Source organism: Mesorhizobium sp. M1338 (assembly GCF_040318045.1).
Lineage (GTDB): Bacteria > Pseudomonadota > Alphaproteobacteria > Rhizobiales > Rhizobiaceae > Mesorhizobium.
Genome location: NZ_JAMYLL010000016.1, coordinates 82,662 through 98,595, shown reverse-complemented (window position 1 = coordinate 98,595; position 15,934 = coordinate 82,662). Strand labels below are relative to the sequence as shown.

The window sequence follows — 15,934 nt, the reverse complement described above, 5'->3', positions numbered from 1 at the left end:
CAGAGACTTTCGGTCGATGTAACCCCCACATCGATAATCGCGTCCCACCGCGATGAAGGTCTCTCAACGGAAGGCTTTGCCGCCCGGAAACCCGTTGTACACGTTTTTGTTACCTGCTGGAAGTTTCACGTCATGAGCACGCCCGAACCCTTCAAAGAAGTGCCGCATCGCGGCCTGATCACGGTCGCCCTCATGCTGGCGACGATCATGCAGGCGCTCGACACGACGATCGCCAACGTCGCGCTGCCGACCATGACCGGCGATCTCGGCGCCTCGCCGGACAACATCAACTGGGTGCTGACCTCCTACATCGTCGCCGCCGCCATCATGACGCCGGTGACCGGCTGGCTGGCCGATCGCTTCGGCCGCAAGGAACTGTTCCTGGGGGCGGTTGTCGGCTTCACCGTGTTCTCGATGCTGTGCGGTATTGCCTGGAGCCTGGAGAGCATAGTGTTCTTCCGGCTGATGCAGGGCGTGTTCGGCGCCGCCATCGTGCCACTGTCGCAAACCTTCCTGCTCGACATCAACCCCAGGGAACGCCACGGCCAGGCAATGGCCATCTGGGGCGCCGGCATCATGCTGGGGCCAATCCTGGGCCCGACGCTCGGCGGCTGGCTGACCGAGAATTTCAACTGGCGCTGGGTGTTCTTCATCAATTTGCCGGTCGGCATCATCGCCTTCCTCGGCATGGCCGCCTATCTGCCGGCGGTTGCCCGGCGGGTGCGCGGTTTCGATTTCTTCGGCTTCGCCATGTTATCGCTCGGTGTCGGTGCGCTGCAGCTGCTGCTCGACCGCGGCGGCGAGGTCGACTGGTTTTCCTCGATCGAGATCTGGATCGAGCTTGCTCTTTCCCTCACCGGCTTTTGGGTGTTCATCATCCACACGATGACGGCGGAACACCCCTTCATCGATCCCAAGATCTTCCTCGATCGCAATTTCGTCACTGGGCTGGCGTTCATCTTCGTCATGGGTGTGCTCATCCTGGCCTCGATGTCGCTGCTGCCGCCGATGCTGTCGACCATCTTCGGCTATCCAACCGTCACCATCGGTGTCGTCTTGGGGCCGCGCGGTGTCGGCACGATGATTTCGATGCTTGTCGTCGGGCGGCTCATGAGCAGGATCGACGCCAGGATTCTTGTCGTCATCGGCTTTCTGCTGACAGCGCAGTCGCTCTACACCATGTCCACCTTCACGCCGCAGATGGACAATTGGCTGATCCTCAGCTCCGGCGTCATCCAGGGCCTGGGCATGGGCATGGTGTTCGTGCCGCTGTCGACGGTCGCCTTCGCCACGCTGGATGTGCGCTTCCGCACCGACGCCACGGCTCTGTTCAGCCTGGTGCGTAACCTTGGCTCGTCCATTGGCGTGTCGGTCGTAACCGTTCTGATGGTGCGCAACACGCAGGTCAATCATTCCGAGCTTTCGGCCTTCATCAATCCGTTCAACCCAAATCTGTGGGCGGTCTCCCCAGCGGCCGCAAGCGGCGATCCAATGGCGCTGTCGCAAGTCGACCGCATGGTCAATCTCCAGGCGATGATGATCTCCTACGTCAATGACTTCAAAATACTCATGGTGATGACGCTGCTTGCCATCCCGTTTGTTTTCCTGCTGCGCAAGCCAAAGCAGGCGCCTGCCGCTGGCGGACCAGCCGCGCACATGGACTAGATGCCGTTGCGCTGGAGGTTGTATGTCTCCGTGGCAGCCAGTCTGGAGATCATGATCATACAGCCTGCATTCTCAACTATCCCAGTAGCGGATGGCGCAGTGGCGATCGCCTCGGGCGGTTGTCGGCCGAATCATCCTGATGTCGAAGAATACTGAGTCTGGAAGCTCAAAAGAGGTTCGAGAACAGCCCTTGGCTTCAGGTATCGAGGCTCCGCAGCCTCGATCTCGATCCAGTTCATCTGTCATTAGTATATACGTAACACTATGGGGACTTCCGTCTGCAAGTGAGCGGTATTTTCCCATGCGCCAAATCGGAGGAACTCTGTTTGGTCACGAAATCATCCAGGCTAGCCACCGAGGTGCCCGAGTCGAGCGGCCTGGCCGCACTAGCAAAACTGGCTACGGCTTCCTACGAAACCCTTGAGCACGAGCTTCGAGCTACGATCGTCGGGCTCGAAGGCCAGGCACTCCGTTTCAAGACGGTGATCGACAACATATCGCAAGGCATTTGCTTTTTCGACGCCGATGAACGTCTGATCTTGTCTAACCGTCGCTATGCGGAGATCTACCGCATTGCGGTGGAGCAATTGCAGCCGGGCCTGACACTGGGTGAAATCGTCGAGCGACGCGTCGCTGCCGGAACATCCGCTATGGCTGCCGACGCCTATCTAGCATTGGCCCGGTCGGTCAATTCGAGTGTCACTTCAAGAATCTGGACCGCCAACCTCACCGATGGCCGGACAATCCAGGTCTGCCACCAACCTATGCCCGACGGCGGCTGGGTTTCCACGCATTCGGACGTTACGGAACTCGCGGCCAATCGCCAGATTGTCAATGAACGCATCTCGCTGCAGACGCTGATCGACTGGGTGCCGGGCTATCTATGGGTCAAGGACACCGAAAGCCGCTTCGTGATGGTCAACAGGGCCCTTGCGTCCGACAATGGCCGGGACAAGACAAGCGACATGATCGGCTTGACCGACTTTGATCTCCATGCTCCCGAACTTGCGCAGAAATTTCGCGTGATCGAACAGAACGTCCTCACCGGCGGACAGCCGATGATCGACGAGGAGGAGTTTGTTGTCGATGCGTCCGGCGCCGGCAAGTGGTTCTCGTCGACGAAGGTTCCGCTGCGCAATGTTAAAAATGAGATATTCGGTCTAATTGGCATCGCCCACGACATCACTGCCCGCAAGCAAGCCGACGTCCTCCGTGACGGGCAAGCGCAAATCCTGGAAATGATCGCGATGAGTGCTCCGCTCGAGGACGTGCTCGACCGCCTCATGCGTCTCGTGGAATCCCAGCTGACAGGCATATTCGGTTCCGTCTTGCTCCTCGACAAGGACGGCAGCCATTTGCGGCACGGTGCGGCGCCGAGCCTGGTGAAAGGCTATACGAACGCCATCGATGGCATCGCCATCGGTCCCAAGGTCGGATCGTGCGGGACCGCGGTCTATCGGCGGGAGCCGGTCATTGTCGCCGACGTCATACAAGATCCGCTGTGGGAGGATTACCGCGAACTGGTGGCGGTATACGGTTATCGTTCTTGCTGGTCGACCCCGATCCTGTCGCATCAGGGCGCGGTTTTGGGTGTCTTTGCAATGTATTCGATGACGGTGCGTGAACCGGTCGAGGCCGAGACCCGGCTGATTGATTTCACGACCCGCATCGCCGGTATAGCGATCGAGCGCAAACTGGCTGAAGACCAAATCCACTTCATGGCAAATCATGACGTGCTTACCGGGCTTCCTAATCGCGCCTTGCTGGAGGACCGGCTTTCTCAAGCCATCTTGTACGCGCAGCGATACGATCGCTGGGTGACGCTGGTGTTCATCGATCTGGACAATTTCAAGCTCGTCAACGACACGCTTGGCCACAATGCCGGAGACGAGCTCCTGAAGACCGTCGCCAGCCGTATGGTCGAATGCGTAAGGGCGACCGACACCGTTGTGCGACTTGGCGGCGATGAATTTGTGATCGTCCTGTTCGACCAGCCCACGGATGTCGATCTCATCTCCCAGAGCTTGCAGAAGATCCGGGCCGCGATCGCGGAGCCGGTTCATCTCGGAGAGCATCAGCTACGAACGACCGCCAGCATCGGCATCGCGAACTATCCCAAGGATGGAGCGAGCCCGGAAACACTCCTGGCCAATGCCGATGCAGCCATGTATCGCGCGAAAGAGTTCGGCCGCGACAATTTCCAATTCTACGCTCCCGAATTCAACTCAAGGGCTCATGAAAAATTCGTGCTTCAAGAGGAATTGCGAAACGCCTTGGCCGCCTCGGAATTCGCGCTGGTCTACCAGCCGCAAGTTGATCTTCGCTCGGGGCGTGTCTTTGCGGTGGAAGCGTTGATACGCTGGAACCACCCAACACTGGGCCTGGTAGCGCCGACCAGCTTCATTCCTGCGGCCGAGGAGACCGGTCTGATCGTGCCGATCGGCGATTGGGTCCTGCACGAAGCCTGTCGACAGAACAAGGCCTGGCAGGATGCGGGTCTGCCGCCGATGACGGTTTGCGTGAATGTGTCGGCTCGGCAATTCAGGGAAAGGAACCTGATCGGACGTGTCGTCAATGCACTCCAGGAGAGCGGCCTTGAGGCAAGCTATCTGGAGCTGGAGTTGACCGAAAGCCTCATCATGCAGGACACCGATTTGGCGGTCGCGACGATGAACGAACTGCAACATCTTGGCGTTCAGATATCGATCGACGATTTCGGGACGGGCTATTCCAGCCTCAGCGCACTCAAGACGTTTCCAGTTGCGCGGCTGAAGATCGACAAATCTTTCATCAACGACGTCGCCGATGACGAAAACGATCAGGCTGTTGCGAGCGCCGTAATTTCGTTGGGTCAAAAGCTGAACATGAGAGTTATCGCCGAAGGCGTCGAAACCGACGATCAAATCGCCTTCCTGCGCAAGAACAATTGCGATGAAATGCAGGGATATCACTTCAGCAAACCGGTCTCCGCACGGGACATCGAGACCTTGCTCAACCCCAAGGATTGACGGATCAGCCATTGGTCCGCCGCGCAGCTTGACGAAGAAGCCGGCGGCCGACGGCGATACGCCTGCTGCTATTTCCCGAGCACGAGGCTCCAGTAACGGAGGTTGCTATCGCTGCCATCGCGCACATAGGCAAGGCCGAAGCGGGTGAAGCGCGGATCGAGCATATTGCGGCGATGGCCGGCTGAATGCACCCAGATATCGAACAGCTTCTGTAGGTCGAAACGGCCCTCGGCGATGTTCTCAGCGGCCGCACCCGCAATGCCATTGCCTTTGACGCGCGAGGCAAAATCCTTGCCCCATCCGGTGGTGTGGCTCATGCGACGGCGTTGCGCCATGTAGCCGGCCTGCTGCAGGGCGGCCTGTTCGAGCTGCCGGTCGGGTACCAGCGCCGCGAGCCCGGCCGAAGCGCGGATGCCGGCCAGCGTGCCAGTGGCGGATGAGGAAACCCTGGCGCCTTCGCCGGCCGGCAGCGAAACGGTGCCGCAGGCGGCGAGCCCGGCCAAGGCTGCGAGGCCGACGCCCTTCAGCAGCATGCGCCTGTTCAGATTCGGGATCGGGTGGTTTTCGATTTTCGCAACGGTCATGCCCACCTGAAATAGTGGCGATCATGGCTTTTGCCGGGCAGGGCGGCGAAAAACGGGGTCGAATCGACGATCCTAGGCTGCTGTATCGAGATTTGTGTCCGAGGTTGGATTACCGCCCATCCGATCGTCTTCCGTATGCACCCACCAGGCGCCGAGCGCATCGATCAGCGGCACAAGCCCGCGACCCGGCGCGGTAAGATCGTATTCAACGCGCAACGGATAGCCCGAATACACCGTTCGCCGCACGATACCGGCGTCCTCCAGCTTGCGCAGTTCCAGCGCCAGAATGCGGTGCGAGACCGTTGGGTTGTCGAGGTGATCGATCGGTTCGCCGCCTGACGCGCTTCAGGTATTTTCAACCGCGCGGCGCCGACATGCCTGGCGCCGCGCCACTGCAAACCCGCTTGCTGATCCGAGGAGAGAACCGGAAATCAACTCAACCGATCAATGGACTTGGCGACAAGCGGCCCTAAATCGACTAGAATTGCGCTTGAACGAAAAGTGGCAGCTCCGGGCGGCCATCCTGGCGGTGACCGCCCCGACACACGGGAGGATGGTTATGGCCGGCTTTCATGTCATGGCGGACGCACGTGGGATGCATGTGCAGCCAGCAGTGCGTCGCATTACCACGTCGGACCTTTGGGATGCACTGCGCCTCGGCGCCGAGGATTTCTGGGCAAAGCCATCGCACTACGTGTTCCTGTGCCTGATCTATCCCATCGTCGGCCTGATCCTGACGCGGTGGACGTCGTCTGGCGCCAATGCCATCCAGCTTATCTATCCCTTGATGTCGGGGTTCGCACTTGTCGGCCCGTTCGCCGCGCTCGGTCTGTACGAGATCAGCCGCCGGCGCGAGCTCGGTATGAACACCTCCTGGTGGCATGCCCTTGACGTGCGCCGCTCGCCGGCGATTCCGTCGATCGCGGTGATCGGCATCATGCTGGTCGCGCTGTTCCTGTTGTGGCTGTACACCGCCCAGTCGATCTACACCGGCCTGTTCGGCGACCGGCCTCCGGCATCGATCGGCGGCTTCGTCCGCGAGGTGTTGACGACCGGCAAGGGCTGGACGCTGATCCTTGCCGGCAATGCCGCGGGCTTTGTCTTCGCCGCGGTCGTGCTGGCCACCACCGTGGTTGCCTTCCCGTTGCTGCTCGACCGCGATGTCGGCGCCGTTTCGGCCATCGAAACCTCAGCGCGGGCGGTCATGACCAATCCGCTGCAGATGGCGCTATGGGGGCTGATGGTCGCCGTGCTTCTGGTGATCGGCTCGATCCCGCTGTTTGCCGGGCTCGCGGTGGTCATGCCGGTGCTCGGCCATGCCACCTGGCACCTCTACCGCAAGGTGGTCGAGCCGGAGCGGGAGCAGCAGATAAGGCGACCGATGTAACGAAGCGCTCTCAGCGCTGCGCGTCGGTCGCCATCTTCAGCGCCAATGCCGCCAGCACGGTGCCCATCATCCAGCGCTGGATGACCAGCCACAAGGGCCGTCCGGCGAGGAAAGTTGCGATCGAACCGGCCGTCACCGCGATGATGGCATTGACGGTAAGGCTGATCGTGATCTGCGTGGCGCCCAGCACCAGAAGCTGCGACAGGACATGGCCTTTGCCCAGGCTGATGAACTGCGGCAACAGCGACAGATAGAGCACGGCCACCTTCGGATTGAGCAGATTGGTCATCAGGCCCATCGCGAACAGCTTGCGTGGCCGGTCCCTTGGCAGTTCGCGCACCTGGAATGGCGAACGCCCGCCCGGCTTCACCGCCTGCCAGGCAAGCCACAGGAGATAGAGCACACCGGCAAAGCGCAGCGCGTCATAGGCATAGGGCACGGCGAGCAGCAGCGCGGTGATGCCGAAGGCCGCCGCCAGCACATAGAAGAGAAAGCCGAGCGCCACGCCACCGAGCGAGATCAGCCCGGCCTTCGGTCCTTGCGACAGGGATCGCGAGATCAGGTAGATCATGTTGGGGCCTGGCGTCAGCACCATGCCGAGGCAGACCAGGGCGAAGGCGAGATGATTGGCGGTTTCGGGCATCGGTTCGTTTCCCTAGCGGGCTGCCGTGGGTACGTGATCCCGCGAGCGGTCAACATGTGCCTGTCCCGGCAGGCACGCGCAAGCGCATGACGACGCCAGCCGTTGCGCCAGTTGGTTGCCCGTGCCTCTGGATCAGCCGACGATGCGCAGGTTCGTTGCCGATTTCCTTGCTCGGATCCGTCGGATCCTCGCGGAAGCGTGAAACGGGTGTGCAACCCGCGCCTCACTATCGGCGGCCGCCCTAAATGTGGGCCAAACGTTCGGAGGCGTCTCTCATTTCGCGAGAGTAATGCGGCGGCTGGCATACATCTCGCGATTTCCAAGAGCGGCCGTGCAATCCGTTCTGACGGATGAGTTTCCCGTCATCTGCACGGTCTTGCCAACAAGCCTCAGGCAGTCGCCTTGGCTGCTCATATCTGAGTTGCCGGCGTAGGAAATGGGAGCGTCAGGCGCATAGATGAAACCGCTGATCACGGAATTCGCGCCGCCATTCAGCGTCAAGGCGGACGTGTTCCCGCGATCCTCGAAAATGGTGATGCCGGCATAGGGGCCGCTGGTGGGCGGGGAAAGGTTAACCTGCTCATTGGCATTTATGTAGATCTGTGCGCCTTCCGTGAGGAATATGGTCACGCCCTGGCCGGTCAGGCTACCGTTGCCTCCGGGCTTGATGGCGGTGCCGCGCAGGATGTAGACGCCCGGATCAAGTGTTATGTCTCCCGACAATGTTTTGTCGCAATAAGTGCCAGGTGACAGCGTGTAGGTTTTGCCGTTCGGGACCGGCAGACACAATGTGAAGGCGGGAGGGATGACGTCGGCCAAAGGATCAAACGACGCATATTGATGCTCGATCGGCGTTCCACAGGTGAGATTGGCGCTGGGTGGCGAAAGCCCGGAAGTGCCGCCGACAGTCGAGACGCAGCCCGCTGAAACCAGCGCGGAACCGCCTCTGCTCACGGCATCGGACGCATCGGAGTTTGCCGCGATTACGCAGTTGGCCATCGAGACATTGGTCGAGCCCTGCAGGCTCACGGCGGCCGATGCCTGCGGATCGAGCGCCAGCACGCAGGCTTGCGCGCCGGGCTCCAGTTTGACTGAGGCTGAGCGGTGAGCCTGCCAGGAGGGCGCGCCGCGGATGAAGCTTGCACGGCTGATGCTGGACGAAACCGAGATGTAGTAGGCGCTCGCGTCCCCACTTGCCGCGGCCGAAAAGGTGGAGACGCTGCCCGAATATTCTTGCTGGTCGGCGGCGCTCATGTTGGCCGAGAAAAATGTCAGCCCGAGCGCCCGGACATCACCTGCCGTCATGCCGGGTGAGTACTTCGTGGCGACGGCAAGCCCAGCCGCGTCCAGTGAGTTCTGCAATTGCGCGGCGTCGTCGCTCGTGCCCACCAGATCCATGATGCCGGCCATGCTAACCATTATCGGCAGCATCGCCATGGCGGTCGCCAAAGCAAAGTTGCCGCGCCTGTCGCGCGCGAATCTGAGGATCATCGCCTTCAGCATCCCTGCCCAGAAACCAGTTTTCGGCATGACAATGCTGACAAAATGCTAAATTTCATGTTGCTGGATGCCTCAAAGACCGGCCAGCTCTTTGATGGCTCGTTAACTATGCCGGCTCCGACGGCACAATACGCCGCGTGACAACCCGCTGAAGCTTGGAAGACACTAGCGCCGCGGTCCTTTGCGCGAGGCATCCACTACCGCTCTCACGGCCACGCCGAAAGCTGGTGACAGGCCGGAGCGGTTCGGCTAATCCGAACCGGCCGCGGCGACCGTCGGCCGTGGTGCTCGTATGATCATGACTGAAGGAAATGGCATGGCGGATTCGCCTGAAATCATCGGCTCGCTCGAAGACGTGTCGAAGGCCTATTCGGCAATCCTGTGCGATGTCTGGGGCGTGGTCCACAATGGCGAGAGGCATTTCCCGGTGGCGGCCTCGGCGCTTGCGAGGGTTAGAGAGGCGGAAATCCCCGTCGTCCTGATCACCAATTCGCCGCGCAGAAGTGCTGATGTCGTGGCGCAGATGAACGCGATCGGTGTTCCACCCTCAGCCTACGACAGGGTGGTCACGTCAGGCGACGTGACCCGGGATTTGATCGCCGAGGGCCCGCGCAAGATTTTCCATATCGGCGCCGACCGTGACTTCACCCTCTATGAAGGTCTCGACGTCGAGCTTGTCGAGGAGTTCGAGGCGTCCGGCGTCGTCTGCACCGGTCTGTTCGATGACGAGGTCGAGAAGCCCGAGGATTACACCGAGCTTCTGCGGCGATTGCGCGCCAGGAACCTGCCTTTCATTTGTGCAAATCCCGACATCGTGGTCGAGCGTGGCGAACGCCTCATCTGGTGTGCCGGCGCGCTGGCACGCGATTATGCCCAACTCGGCGGCCGCACATTGATCGCCGGAAAACCCTACGCGCCGATCTACGACGTCGCCATGAAGGAGATTGTGGAGCTACTCGGCCGGCCGGTCGAACGCGGCCAGGTGCTGGCCATCGGCGACGGCATGATGACCGATGTGAAGGGCGCCGCCGACAATGGCTTCGACGTTCTCTATGTCTCCGGCGGTATCCATGCCCGCGACTATGGCGATGCACTGCAACCGGATCCGGCAAGGCTGGCGACCTTCCTGGAAAAGCATGGATATCGTCCGGTGGCCGTCATTCCCAGACTGCGGTAGGTGACGATGGCAGCCTTCCAGCACGTTCTGGCAACAACTCCGCTGCCCGCCGACCTGCGCGGCGGCGTCGTGGCGATCGGCAATTTCGATGGTGTCCATCGTGGCCATCAGGCGGTGCTCGAGCGGGCATTGACCGAGGCCGGGCGGCGTGATGTGCCGGCCCTGGTGCTGACGTTCGAACCGCATCCGCGCAAGATATTCAGGCCTGATATACCCTTGTTCGTGCTGACGCCGCCGCCCATGAAGGCGCGCCTCCTGTCGCTACTGGGTTTTGCCGCGCTCGTCGAACAGCCGTTCACGCGCGACTTCGCCTCGCTGTCGGCGGAAGCGTTCGTGACCGATGTGCTGGAAAAGAACCTTGGCATTACCCACGCCGTGACCGGGTTCGATTTCCATTTCGGCAAGGATCGTCAAGGCGGTCCGGCCTACCTGATGGCGGCCGGTGAGCGTCACGGCTTCGGCGTCACGCTCGTCGACGCCTTCCGTGACGAGGGCGCCGAGGTGGTCTCATCCAGCCGCATCCGCGGGTTGCTGAGCGGGGGCGAGGTGGCCGAGGCCGCTGGACTGCTCGGCTATCGCTTCACCGTCGAAAGCGAGGTGGTCGGCGGACAGCAGCTCGGCCGCACGCTTGGCTTTCCCACCGCGAATATGAGGCTTTCAGCCGAAGCCGCTCTGAAGGAGGGCATCTATGCCGTCCGCTTTCGCCGCGCCGACGGCACACTTCACGACGGTGTCGCCAGCTTCGGCCGTCGCCCGACGGTCGACGACAACGGCGCGCAGCTGCTGGAAACCTTCGTCTTCGATTTCTTCGGCGACCTCTATGGCGAGATCTGCCAGGTCTCCTTCTTCGGTTTCCTGCGCCCGGAGGTGAAGTTCGAAGGGCTCGATGCGCTGGTCGCGCAGATGAAGCGCGATGAAGCCGAGGCACGCGCGCTGCTTGCCGGCGTCAAGCCGCTCTCCGACCTCGACGCGGCCATGGCTTTTTGAGCCAGGCGTGATCCCGGCTACTTCTTCAGTGCCAAACCAACGGCGATGAAGGTCCAGCCCTGGAAGATCAGGTCGATCGCCAGGAACAGCCCGAGCACCCACAGGCTGTTGACCGGCCAGCCCATGGCGATGACCAGGCCGGCAAGCGCGCTGATGACACCGGCCGCGACGACCCAGCCCCAGCCGCGCTGCGGCCGGTGGCTGTAGCCGACCCAAGCCCTGAGCACGCCTGACGCGACCAGCGCGATCGCCAGCAGGAACGTCAGTACCGCCGAGGCAAGCAGCGGGTTGTCGAAAGCGAAGAAGCCGGCGACGGCGTAGAGCAATCCGCTGAGCAGCCAGTAGAAGAAGCGGCCCCAGGTCTTGACGCCGAACGCATGCACGATCTCGATGATGCCCGCCATCAGCATCAGCCATCCCACGACATAGACCGAGGCCACCGTGGCGATGAACAGATTGCCGAAGGCAATTCCGCCGAAGATGAGCAGCAGTACGCCGAGCGCGACAAACCACCCCCATTTTGTCCGTGTCTGTTCGATCGCGATTTTCAAGGCGTCGCCATGCAGGGTCATTGTCGCGGTCTCCACCAAGGGCTGCGGGTACGGGCGGACGTTAGTCCCGGCGCCGGTCAACGTCCAGTCGATGGCCGGCAGTGGGGGATCCCCTGCAAACCACGAGCGGATGTGTCGGATTTTAAATCAAATTTTACCAAATGGCCGTCAAAGCTGGCATCGGTAACCGTGTGTGTTGTGTTAGTGGAGTGGCCATGAGTCCGGTCGGAAAAATCTCTCTGGTGTTGGCCGCTGCGCTGCTGGGTGGCGCGGGCGCTGCCAATGCGGGCGAGGGCAGTTGGCTGTCCGGCGACTGGTATCTGACCGTTGGCGCCACCGGCATGGTGGCGCCGAATTTCGAGGGCGGCAAGAAGTACCTGCTCAGCGCTTCACCGATCATTTCGTTGGGCAAGGCCGGACCGGCGGCACGCTTCTCCTCGCGCAACGACAACATCTCGCTGGCACTGGTCGACGATGACGGTGTCCGCGCCGGCCTGACCGGCAAGTTCCTGTTTTCCCGCGACGACGGCAACGCCGATGAGCTGAAGGGCCTCGATCCGGTGCGCTGGGGCGGCGAAGTCGGCGGCTTCTTCGAATTCTATCCGACGGATTGGCTGCGTGCCCGCGCCGAGCTGCGCCACGGCATCCGTGCCCACAACGGTTTTGTCGCCGACATCGCCGCCGACGCCTTCTACGATGTGACGCCAACCGTGCGGATTTCGGGCGGGCCGCGCGTGTCGTTCGCCTCGGCTGGTTATTTTGACGCCTATTATGGCGTCGACGCGCAGGAAGCCGTGGCCTCGGGCCTGAGCGAATATCACCCCGGTGGCGGCCTGAAATCGACCGGCGTCGGTGGCGCCATAACCTGGAAGGTGACCGAGCCGATGACCGCCAGCCTGTTTGGCGAATATTCCCGCCTGATGGGACCGGCGGCCGATTCCAGCCTGGTCAGGGAACGCGGCGACCGCAATCAGTTCATGATCGGCGTGTCGACCACATATCGCTTCGACTTCACGATGTAAGTGAATCGAACGAGACGCTTTATTCCTGCGCTCATCTCCGCTAAAAGCCGGGGCATGATGAGCTTTTCGCGCCTTTGCAGGCCGACGATACGAATTATGAGCCCGGTGTTCCGGGCGGCCTGAGCGCCGCCGGAGCCGCCGGGAATTTTGGCGTGCGCCATCTCGCGCTTTTTCCAGATCATAAGGCATGTCGCCCAAAAGTGGCCCCGGTTTTGGGAAACCGACATGCGCAAGAAGTAAAGTTCAACGCCCGAGCTCCTTTGCGGCCGGGCAATGCACATGGCAGACCAATGACCGATACCCCAATGACTGACACCAAAGAAACGATCGACTATTCCAAGACGCTTTATCTGCCGCAAACGGATTTTCCGATGCGCGCCGGTTTGCCCGAGAAGGAGCCGCTGCTGGTCAAGCGCTGGCAGGACATGGACCTCTACGCCAAGCTGCGCGAAAGTGCTGCCGGCCGCACGAAATACGTGCTGCATGACGGCCCGCCCTACGCCAACGGCAACATCCATATCGGCCATGCGCTGAACAAGATCCTCAAGGACGTCATCACCCGCTCGTTCCAGATGCGCGGTTATGACTCGAACTATGTGCCGGGCTGGGACTGCCATGGCCTGCCGATCGAATGGAAGATCGAGGAGCAGTACCGCGCCAAGGGCAAGAACAAGGACGAGGTGCCGGTCAACGAATTTCGCAAGGAATGCCGCGAGTTCGCCGCGCACTGGATCACGGTGCAGGGCGGCGAGTTCCAGCGGCTCGGCGTCATCGGCGACTTCAAGAATCCCTATACGACAATGGCTTTCCATGCCGAGGCGCGCATCGCCGGCGAGTTGTTGAAATTCGCCATGTCGGGCCAGCTCTATCGCGGCTCCAAGCCGGTGATGTGGAGCGTCGTCGAGCGCACGGCGCTGGCCGAAGCCGAGGTCGAGTACCAGGATTATGAATCCGACACGATCTGGGTGAAGTTTCCGGTCGCCAGCCTGGTCCGCCCCATCGATGATGGCGGGACCAAACTGACGGAGGGAGCCCTCGATCTGCTGCAGGCCCATGTCGTCATCTGGACGACGACGCCCTGGACGATCCCTGGCAACCGCGCCGTCAACTACTCGCCGCGCATCGCCTATGGCCTCTACGAGGTCACGGCGGCCGAGAACGCGTTCGGCCCGCAGCCGGGCGAAAAGCTGATCTTTGCCGACGCACTGGCCGAAGACTCCTCGGCCAAGGCCAAGGTCATCTTGAATCGTCTCCGCGGCGTTTCGGCGCAAGAGCTTGGAAGCCTTACGCTTTCGCATCCGTTCAAGGGCTTTGGCGGCGGTTACGAATTTGCCGTGCCGATGCTCGCTGGCGACCATGTCACCGACGACGCCGGCACCGGCTTCGTCCACACCGCACCGGGGCACGGCCGCGAGGACTTTGACGCCTGGATGGATGCGGCAACGGATTTGCGCGCACGTGGCATCGACAGCGCCATCCCGTTCACCGTCGACGATGGCGGCTTCTTCACCAAGGACGCGCCGGGTTTCGGCCCGGACCGCGAGGGCGGACCGGCGCGTGTCATCGATGACAACGGCAAGAAGGGCAACGCCAACCAGGCCGTCATCGACGAACTGATCAAGCGCAACGCGCTGTTCGCTCGTGGCCGGCTGAAGCACTCCTATCCGCACTCCTGGCGGTCGAAGAAGCCGATCATCTTCCGCAACACGCCGCAATGGTTCGTCTATATGGACAAGGACCTCGGCGACGGCTCGACGTTGCGCGGCCGTGCGCTGAAGGCAATCGACGACACTCGTTTCGTGCCGGCGGCGGGCCAGAACCGCATCCGCGCCATGATCGAGGAGCGCCCCGACTGGGTGCTGTCGCGTCAGCGCGCCTGGGGCGTGCCGATCGCCGTCTTCGCCGATGCCGACGGCAATGTGCTGAAGGACGAGGCGGTCAACCAGCGCATCATGGATGCCTTCGAGCAGGAGGGCGCCGACGCCTGGTTCGCCTCCGACGCCAAGGAGCGTTTCCTCGGCAATCACGATGCGTCCAAATGGAAGCAGGTGATGGACATCCTCGACGTCTGGTTTGATTCGGGCTCGACGCACGCCTTCACGCTGGAGGATCGTCCGGATCTGAAATGGCCGGCCGACGTCTATCTCGAAGGCTCCGACCAGCATCGCGGCTGGTTCCACTCTTCGCTGCTCGAAAGCTGCGGCACCAGGGGCAGGGCGCCTTATGACACAGTCGTCACCCATGGCTTCACCATGGACGAGGACGGCCGCAAGATGTCGAAGTCGCTTGGCAACACCGTGGTGCCGCAAGACGTCATCAAGCAGTCGGGCGCCGACATACTGCGTCTGTGGGTGGTGACGACCGATTACTGGGAGGATCAGCGCCTCGGCAAGAACGTGCTGCAGACCAACATCGACGCCTACCGCAAGCTGCGCAACACCATCCGCTGGATGCTCGGCACGCTCGCCCATGACGACGGCGAAGAGGTGCCGCTGGAGAAAATGCCGGAGCTGGAGCGGCTGATGCTGCACCGGCTGGCCGAGCTGGATGAGGTCGTGCGCTCGGGCTACGACGCCTTCGAGTTCAAGCGCATCACCCGCATGCTGCTCGATTTCATGGTGGTCGAGCTGTCGGCCTTCTATTTCGACATCCGCAAGGACGCGCTCTATTGCGACGCGCCGTCGAGCGTGCAGCGCAAGGCTTCGGTGCAGGTCGTGCGTCATCTTTTCGACTGCCTGGTGAAATGGCTGGCACCAATGCTGCCTTTCACCATGGAAGAGGCCTGGCTCGACCGTCATCCGGACGCCGTCTCGGTGCATCTCGACCAGTTTCCGCAAATTCCGGCGGACTGGAAGAATGAGGCCCTGGCGGAAAAGTGGCGCAAGGTGCGGCAGGTGCGACGCGTCGTCACCGGCGCGCTGGAGATCGCGCGCGCCCAGAAGGTGATTGGGTCGTCGCTGGAAGCTGTGCCGGTCGTCACCATCAACGATGCGGCACTCGAAGCGGCGATATCGGATGTCGACATGGCCGAGATGGCGATCACCAGCGATCTGGTCATCGCTCATGGGCAAGCGCCCGCGGGTGCCTTCACGCTTGACGACGTCAGGGGTGTCGCCGTGGTGGTCGAAAAGGCCGAGGATCGCGGCCTGGTGAAATGCGCGCGGTCCTGGCGCTACACCGCCGATGTCGGCCAGGATCCGGAATTCCCCGACGTTTCGGCGCGCGATGCCGCGGTGCTGCACGAATTGAAGGCACTTGGCCGGCTTTAACAGGCTGGCCAGCCAGCTGGATCGGTGCACAAATGCCACGCCGGGCGGGCGAAAACCGCCCGCGCGTTGCCCTTAACGAGTGGTTGAGGTAAACACGCGAAACTCCGGAAGACAAATTGTCGCCGGATTTCCGTCGCAAGT

General features: G+C 61.8%; 12 protein-coding genes and 1 pseudogene. 7 read left to right on the top strand and 6 right to left on the bottom strand.

Annotated elements, in window-relative coordinates:
• Positions 1 to 132: 132 nt before the first annotated feature.
• Positions 133 to 1,665: a DHA2 family efflux MFS transporter permease subunit gene (locus NKH19_RS16930; protein ID WP_352869429.1), complete on the top strand. Its 1,533-nt coding sequence runs from the start codon at positions 133 to 135 to the stop codon at positions 1,663 to 1,665.
• A gap of 326 nt (positions 1,666 to 1,991) precedes the next feature.
• A complete protein-coding gene (locus tag NKH19_RS16925; RefSeq protein ID WP_352869430.1) occupies positions 1,992 to 4,673 on the top strand; it encodes an EAL domain-containing protein in 2,682 nt (893 codons plus the stop codon).
• 68 nt (positions 4,674 to 4,741) lie between these two features.
• Here NKH19_RS16925 and NKH19_RS16920 read toward each other — a convergent pair whose 3' ends face one another.
• Complete coding sequence (locus tag NKH19_RS16920) at positions 4,742 to 5,257, bottom strand: CAP domain-containing protein (protein WP_352869431.1); 516 nt, start codon at positions 5,255 to 5,257, stop codon at positions 4,742 to 4,744.
• Positions 5,258 to 5,329: 72 nt separating this feature from the next.
• A pseudogene (locus NKH19_RS16915) lies at positions 5,330 to 5,569 on the bottom strand (winged helix-turn-helix transcriptional regulator); the annotation flags it as partial.
• 247 nt (positions 5,570 to 5,816) lie between these two features.
• Here NKH19_RS16915 and NKH19_RS16910 point away from each other — a divergent pair.
• Positions 5,817 to 6,644, top strand: coding sequence for a DUF2189 domain-containing protein (locus NKH19_RS16910; protein WP_352869433.1), 828 nt, complete (start codon positions 5,817 to 5,819; stop codon positions 6,642 to 6,644).
• A 10-nt stretch (positions 6,645 to 6,654) separates the two neighbouring features.
• Here NKH19_RS16910 and NKH19_RS16905 read toward each other — a convergent pair whose 3' ends face one another.
• Together NKH19_RS16905 and NKH19_RS16900 are read right to left on the bottom strand one after the other, a co-directional pair.
• Positions 6,655 to 7,287 (bottom strand): LysE family translocator, encoded by a 633-nt coding sequence (locus NKH19_RS16905; RefSeq protein ID WP_352869435.1) that lies wholly within the window; start codon positions 7,285 to 7,287, stop codon positions 6,655 to 6,657.
• A gap of 273 nt (positions 7,288 to 7,560) precedes the next feature.
• Positions 7,561 to 8,817 (bottom strand): TadE/TadG family type IV pilus assembly protein, encoded by a 1,257-nt coding sequence (locus tag NKH19_RS16900; protein WP_502910954.1) that lies wholly within the window; start codon positions 8,815 to 8,817, stop codon positions 7,561 to 7,563.
• Between the two features lie 286 nt (positions 8,818 to 9,103).
• Here NKH19_RS16900 and NKH19_RS16895 point away from each other — a divergent pair, with 286 nt between their 5' ends.
• Together NKH19_RS16895 and NKH19_RS16890 are read left to right on the top strand one after the other, a co-directional pair.
• Entirely contained in the window at positions 9,104 to 9,964 is an 861-nt protein-coding gene (locus NKH19_RS16895) for a TIGR01459 family HAD-type hydrolase (protein WP_352869437.1), read from the top strand.
• Between the two features lie 6 nt (positions 9,965 to 9,970).
• A complete protein-coding gene (locus NKH19_RS16890) occupies positions 9,971 to 10,951 on the top strand; it encodes a bifunctional riboflavin kinase/FAD synthetase (RefSeq protein WP_352869439.1) in 981 nt (326 codons plus the stop codon).
• Positions 10,952 to 10,968: 17 nt separating this feature from the next.
• On the opposite strand, the gene NKH19_RS16885 is transcribed toward NKH19_RS16890, so the two are convergent.
• A complete protein-coding gene (locus tag NKH19_RS16885; RefSeq protein ID WP_352869440.1) occupies positions 10,969 to 11,523 on the bottom strand; it encodes an HdeD family acid-resistance protein in 555 nt (184 codons plus the stop codon).
• Positions 11,524 to 11,717: 194 nt separating this feature from the next.
• Between NKH19_RS16885 and NKH19_RS16880 the strand changes: the two genes are divergently transcribed.
• On the top strand, positions 11,718 to 12,524 hold the full coding sequence (locus NKH19_RS16880; RefSeq protein ID WP_352869441.1) for a MipA/OmpV family protein: 807 nt from the start codon (positions 11,718 to 11,720) through the stop codon (positions 12,522 to 12,524).
• On the opposite strand, the gene NKH19_RS16875 is transcribed toward NKH19_RS16880, so the two are convergent.
• Positions 12,473 to 12,706 (bottom strand): hypothetical protein, encoded by a 234-nt coding sequence (locus NKH19_RS16875; RefSeq protein ID WP_352869443.1) that lies wholly within the window; start codon positions 12,704 to 12,706, stop codon positions 12,473 to 12,475. The genes NKH19_RS16880 and NKH19_RS16875 overlap by 52 nt on opposite strands.
• A gap of 123 nt (positions 12,707 to 12,829) precedes the next feature.
• Here NKH19_RS16875 and ileS point away from each other — a divergent pair, with 123 nt between their 5' ends.
• Complete coding sequence (ileS, locus tag NKH19_RS16870) at positions 12,830 to 15,793, top strand: isoleucine--tRNA ligase (RefSeq protein WP_352869445.1); 2,964 nt, start codon at positions 12,830 to 12,832, stop codon at positions 15,791 to 15,793.
• Positions 15,794 to 15,934: the final 141 nt, after the last annotated feature.

Excerpts from the sequence above, each read along its gene's own strand:
- NKH19_RS16885 (WP_352869440.1), bottom strand. The coding sequence starts at position 11,523 with ATGACCCTGCATGGCGACGCCTTGAAAATCGCGATCGAACAGACACGG.
- ileS (WP_352869445.1), top strand. The coding sequence starts at position 12,830 with ATGACTGACACCAAAGAAACGATCGACTATTCCAAGACGCTTTATCTG.
- NKH19_RS16920 (WP_352869431.1), bottom strand. The coding sequence starts at position 5,257 with ATGACCGTTGCGAAAATCGAAAACCACCCGATCCCGAATCTGAACAGG.
- NKH19_RS16895 (WP_352869437.1), top strand. The coding sequence starts at position 9,104 with ATGGCGGATTCGCCTGAAATCATCGGCTCGCTCGAAGACGTGTCGAAG.
- NKH19_RS16880 (WP_352869441.1), top strand. The coding sequence starts at position 11,718 with ATGAGTCCGGTCGGAAAAATCTCTCTGGTGTTGGCCGCTGCGCTGCTG.
- NKH19_RS16905 (WP_352869435.1), bottom strand. The coding sequence starts at position 7,287 with ATGCCCGAAACCGCCAATCATCTCGCCTTCGCCCTGGTCTGCCTCGGC.
- NKH19_RS16910 (WP_352869433.1), top strand. The coding sequence starts at position 5,817 with ATGGCCGGCTTTCATGTCATGGCGGACGCACGTGGGATGCATGTGCAG.
- NKH19_RS16930 (WP_352869429.1), top strand. The coding sequence starts at position 133 with ATGAGCACGCCCGAACCCTTCAAAGAAGTGCCGCATCGCGGCCTGATC.
- NKH19_RS16900 (WP_502910954.1), bottom strand. The coding sequence starts at position 8,817 with ATGCCGAAAACTGGTTTCTGGGCAGGGATGCTGAAGGCGATGATCCTC.
- NKH19_RS16890 (WP_352869439.1), top strand. The coding sequence starts at position 9,971 with ATGGCAGCCTTCCAGCACGTTCTGGCAACAACTCCGCTGCCCGCCGAC.
- NKH19_RS16875 (WP_352869443.1), bottom strand. The coding sequence starts at position 12,706 with ATGATCTGGAAAAAGCGCGAGATGGCGCACGCCAAAATTCCCGGCGGC.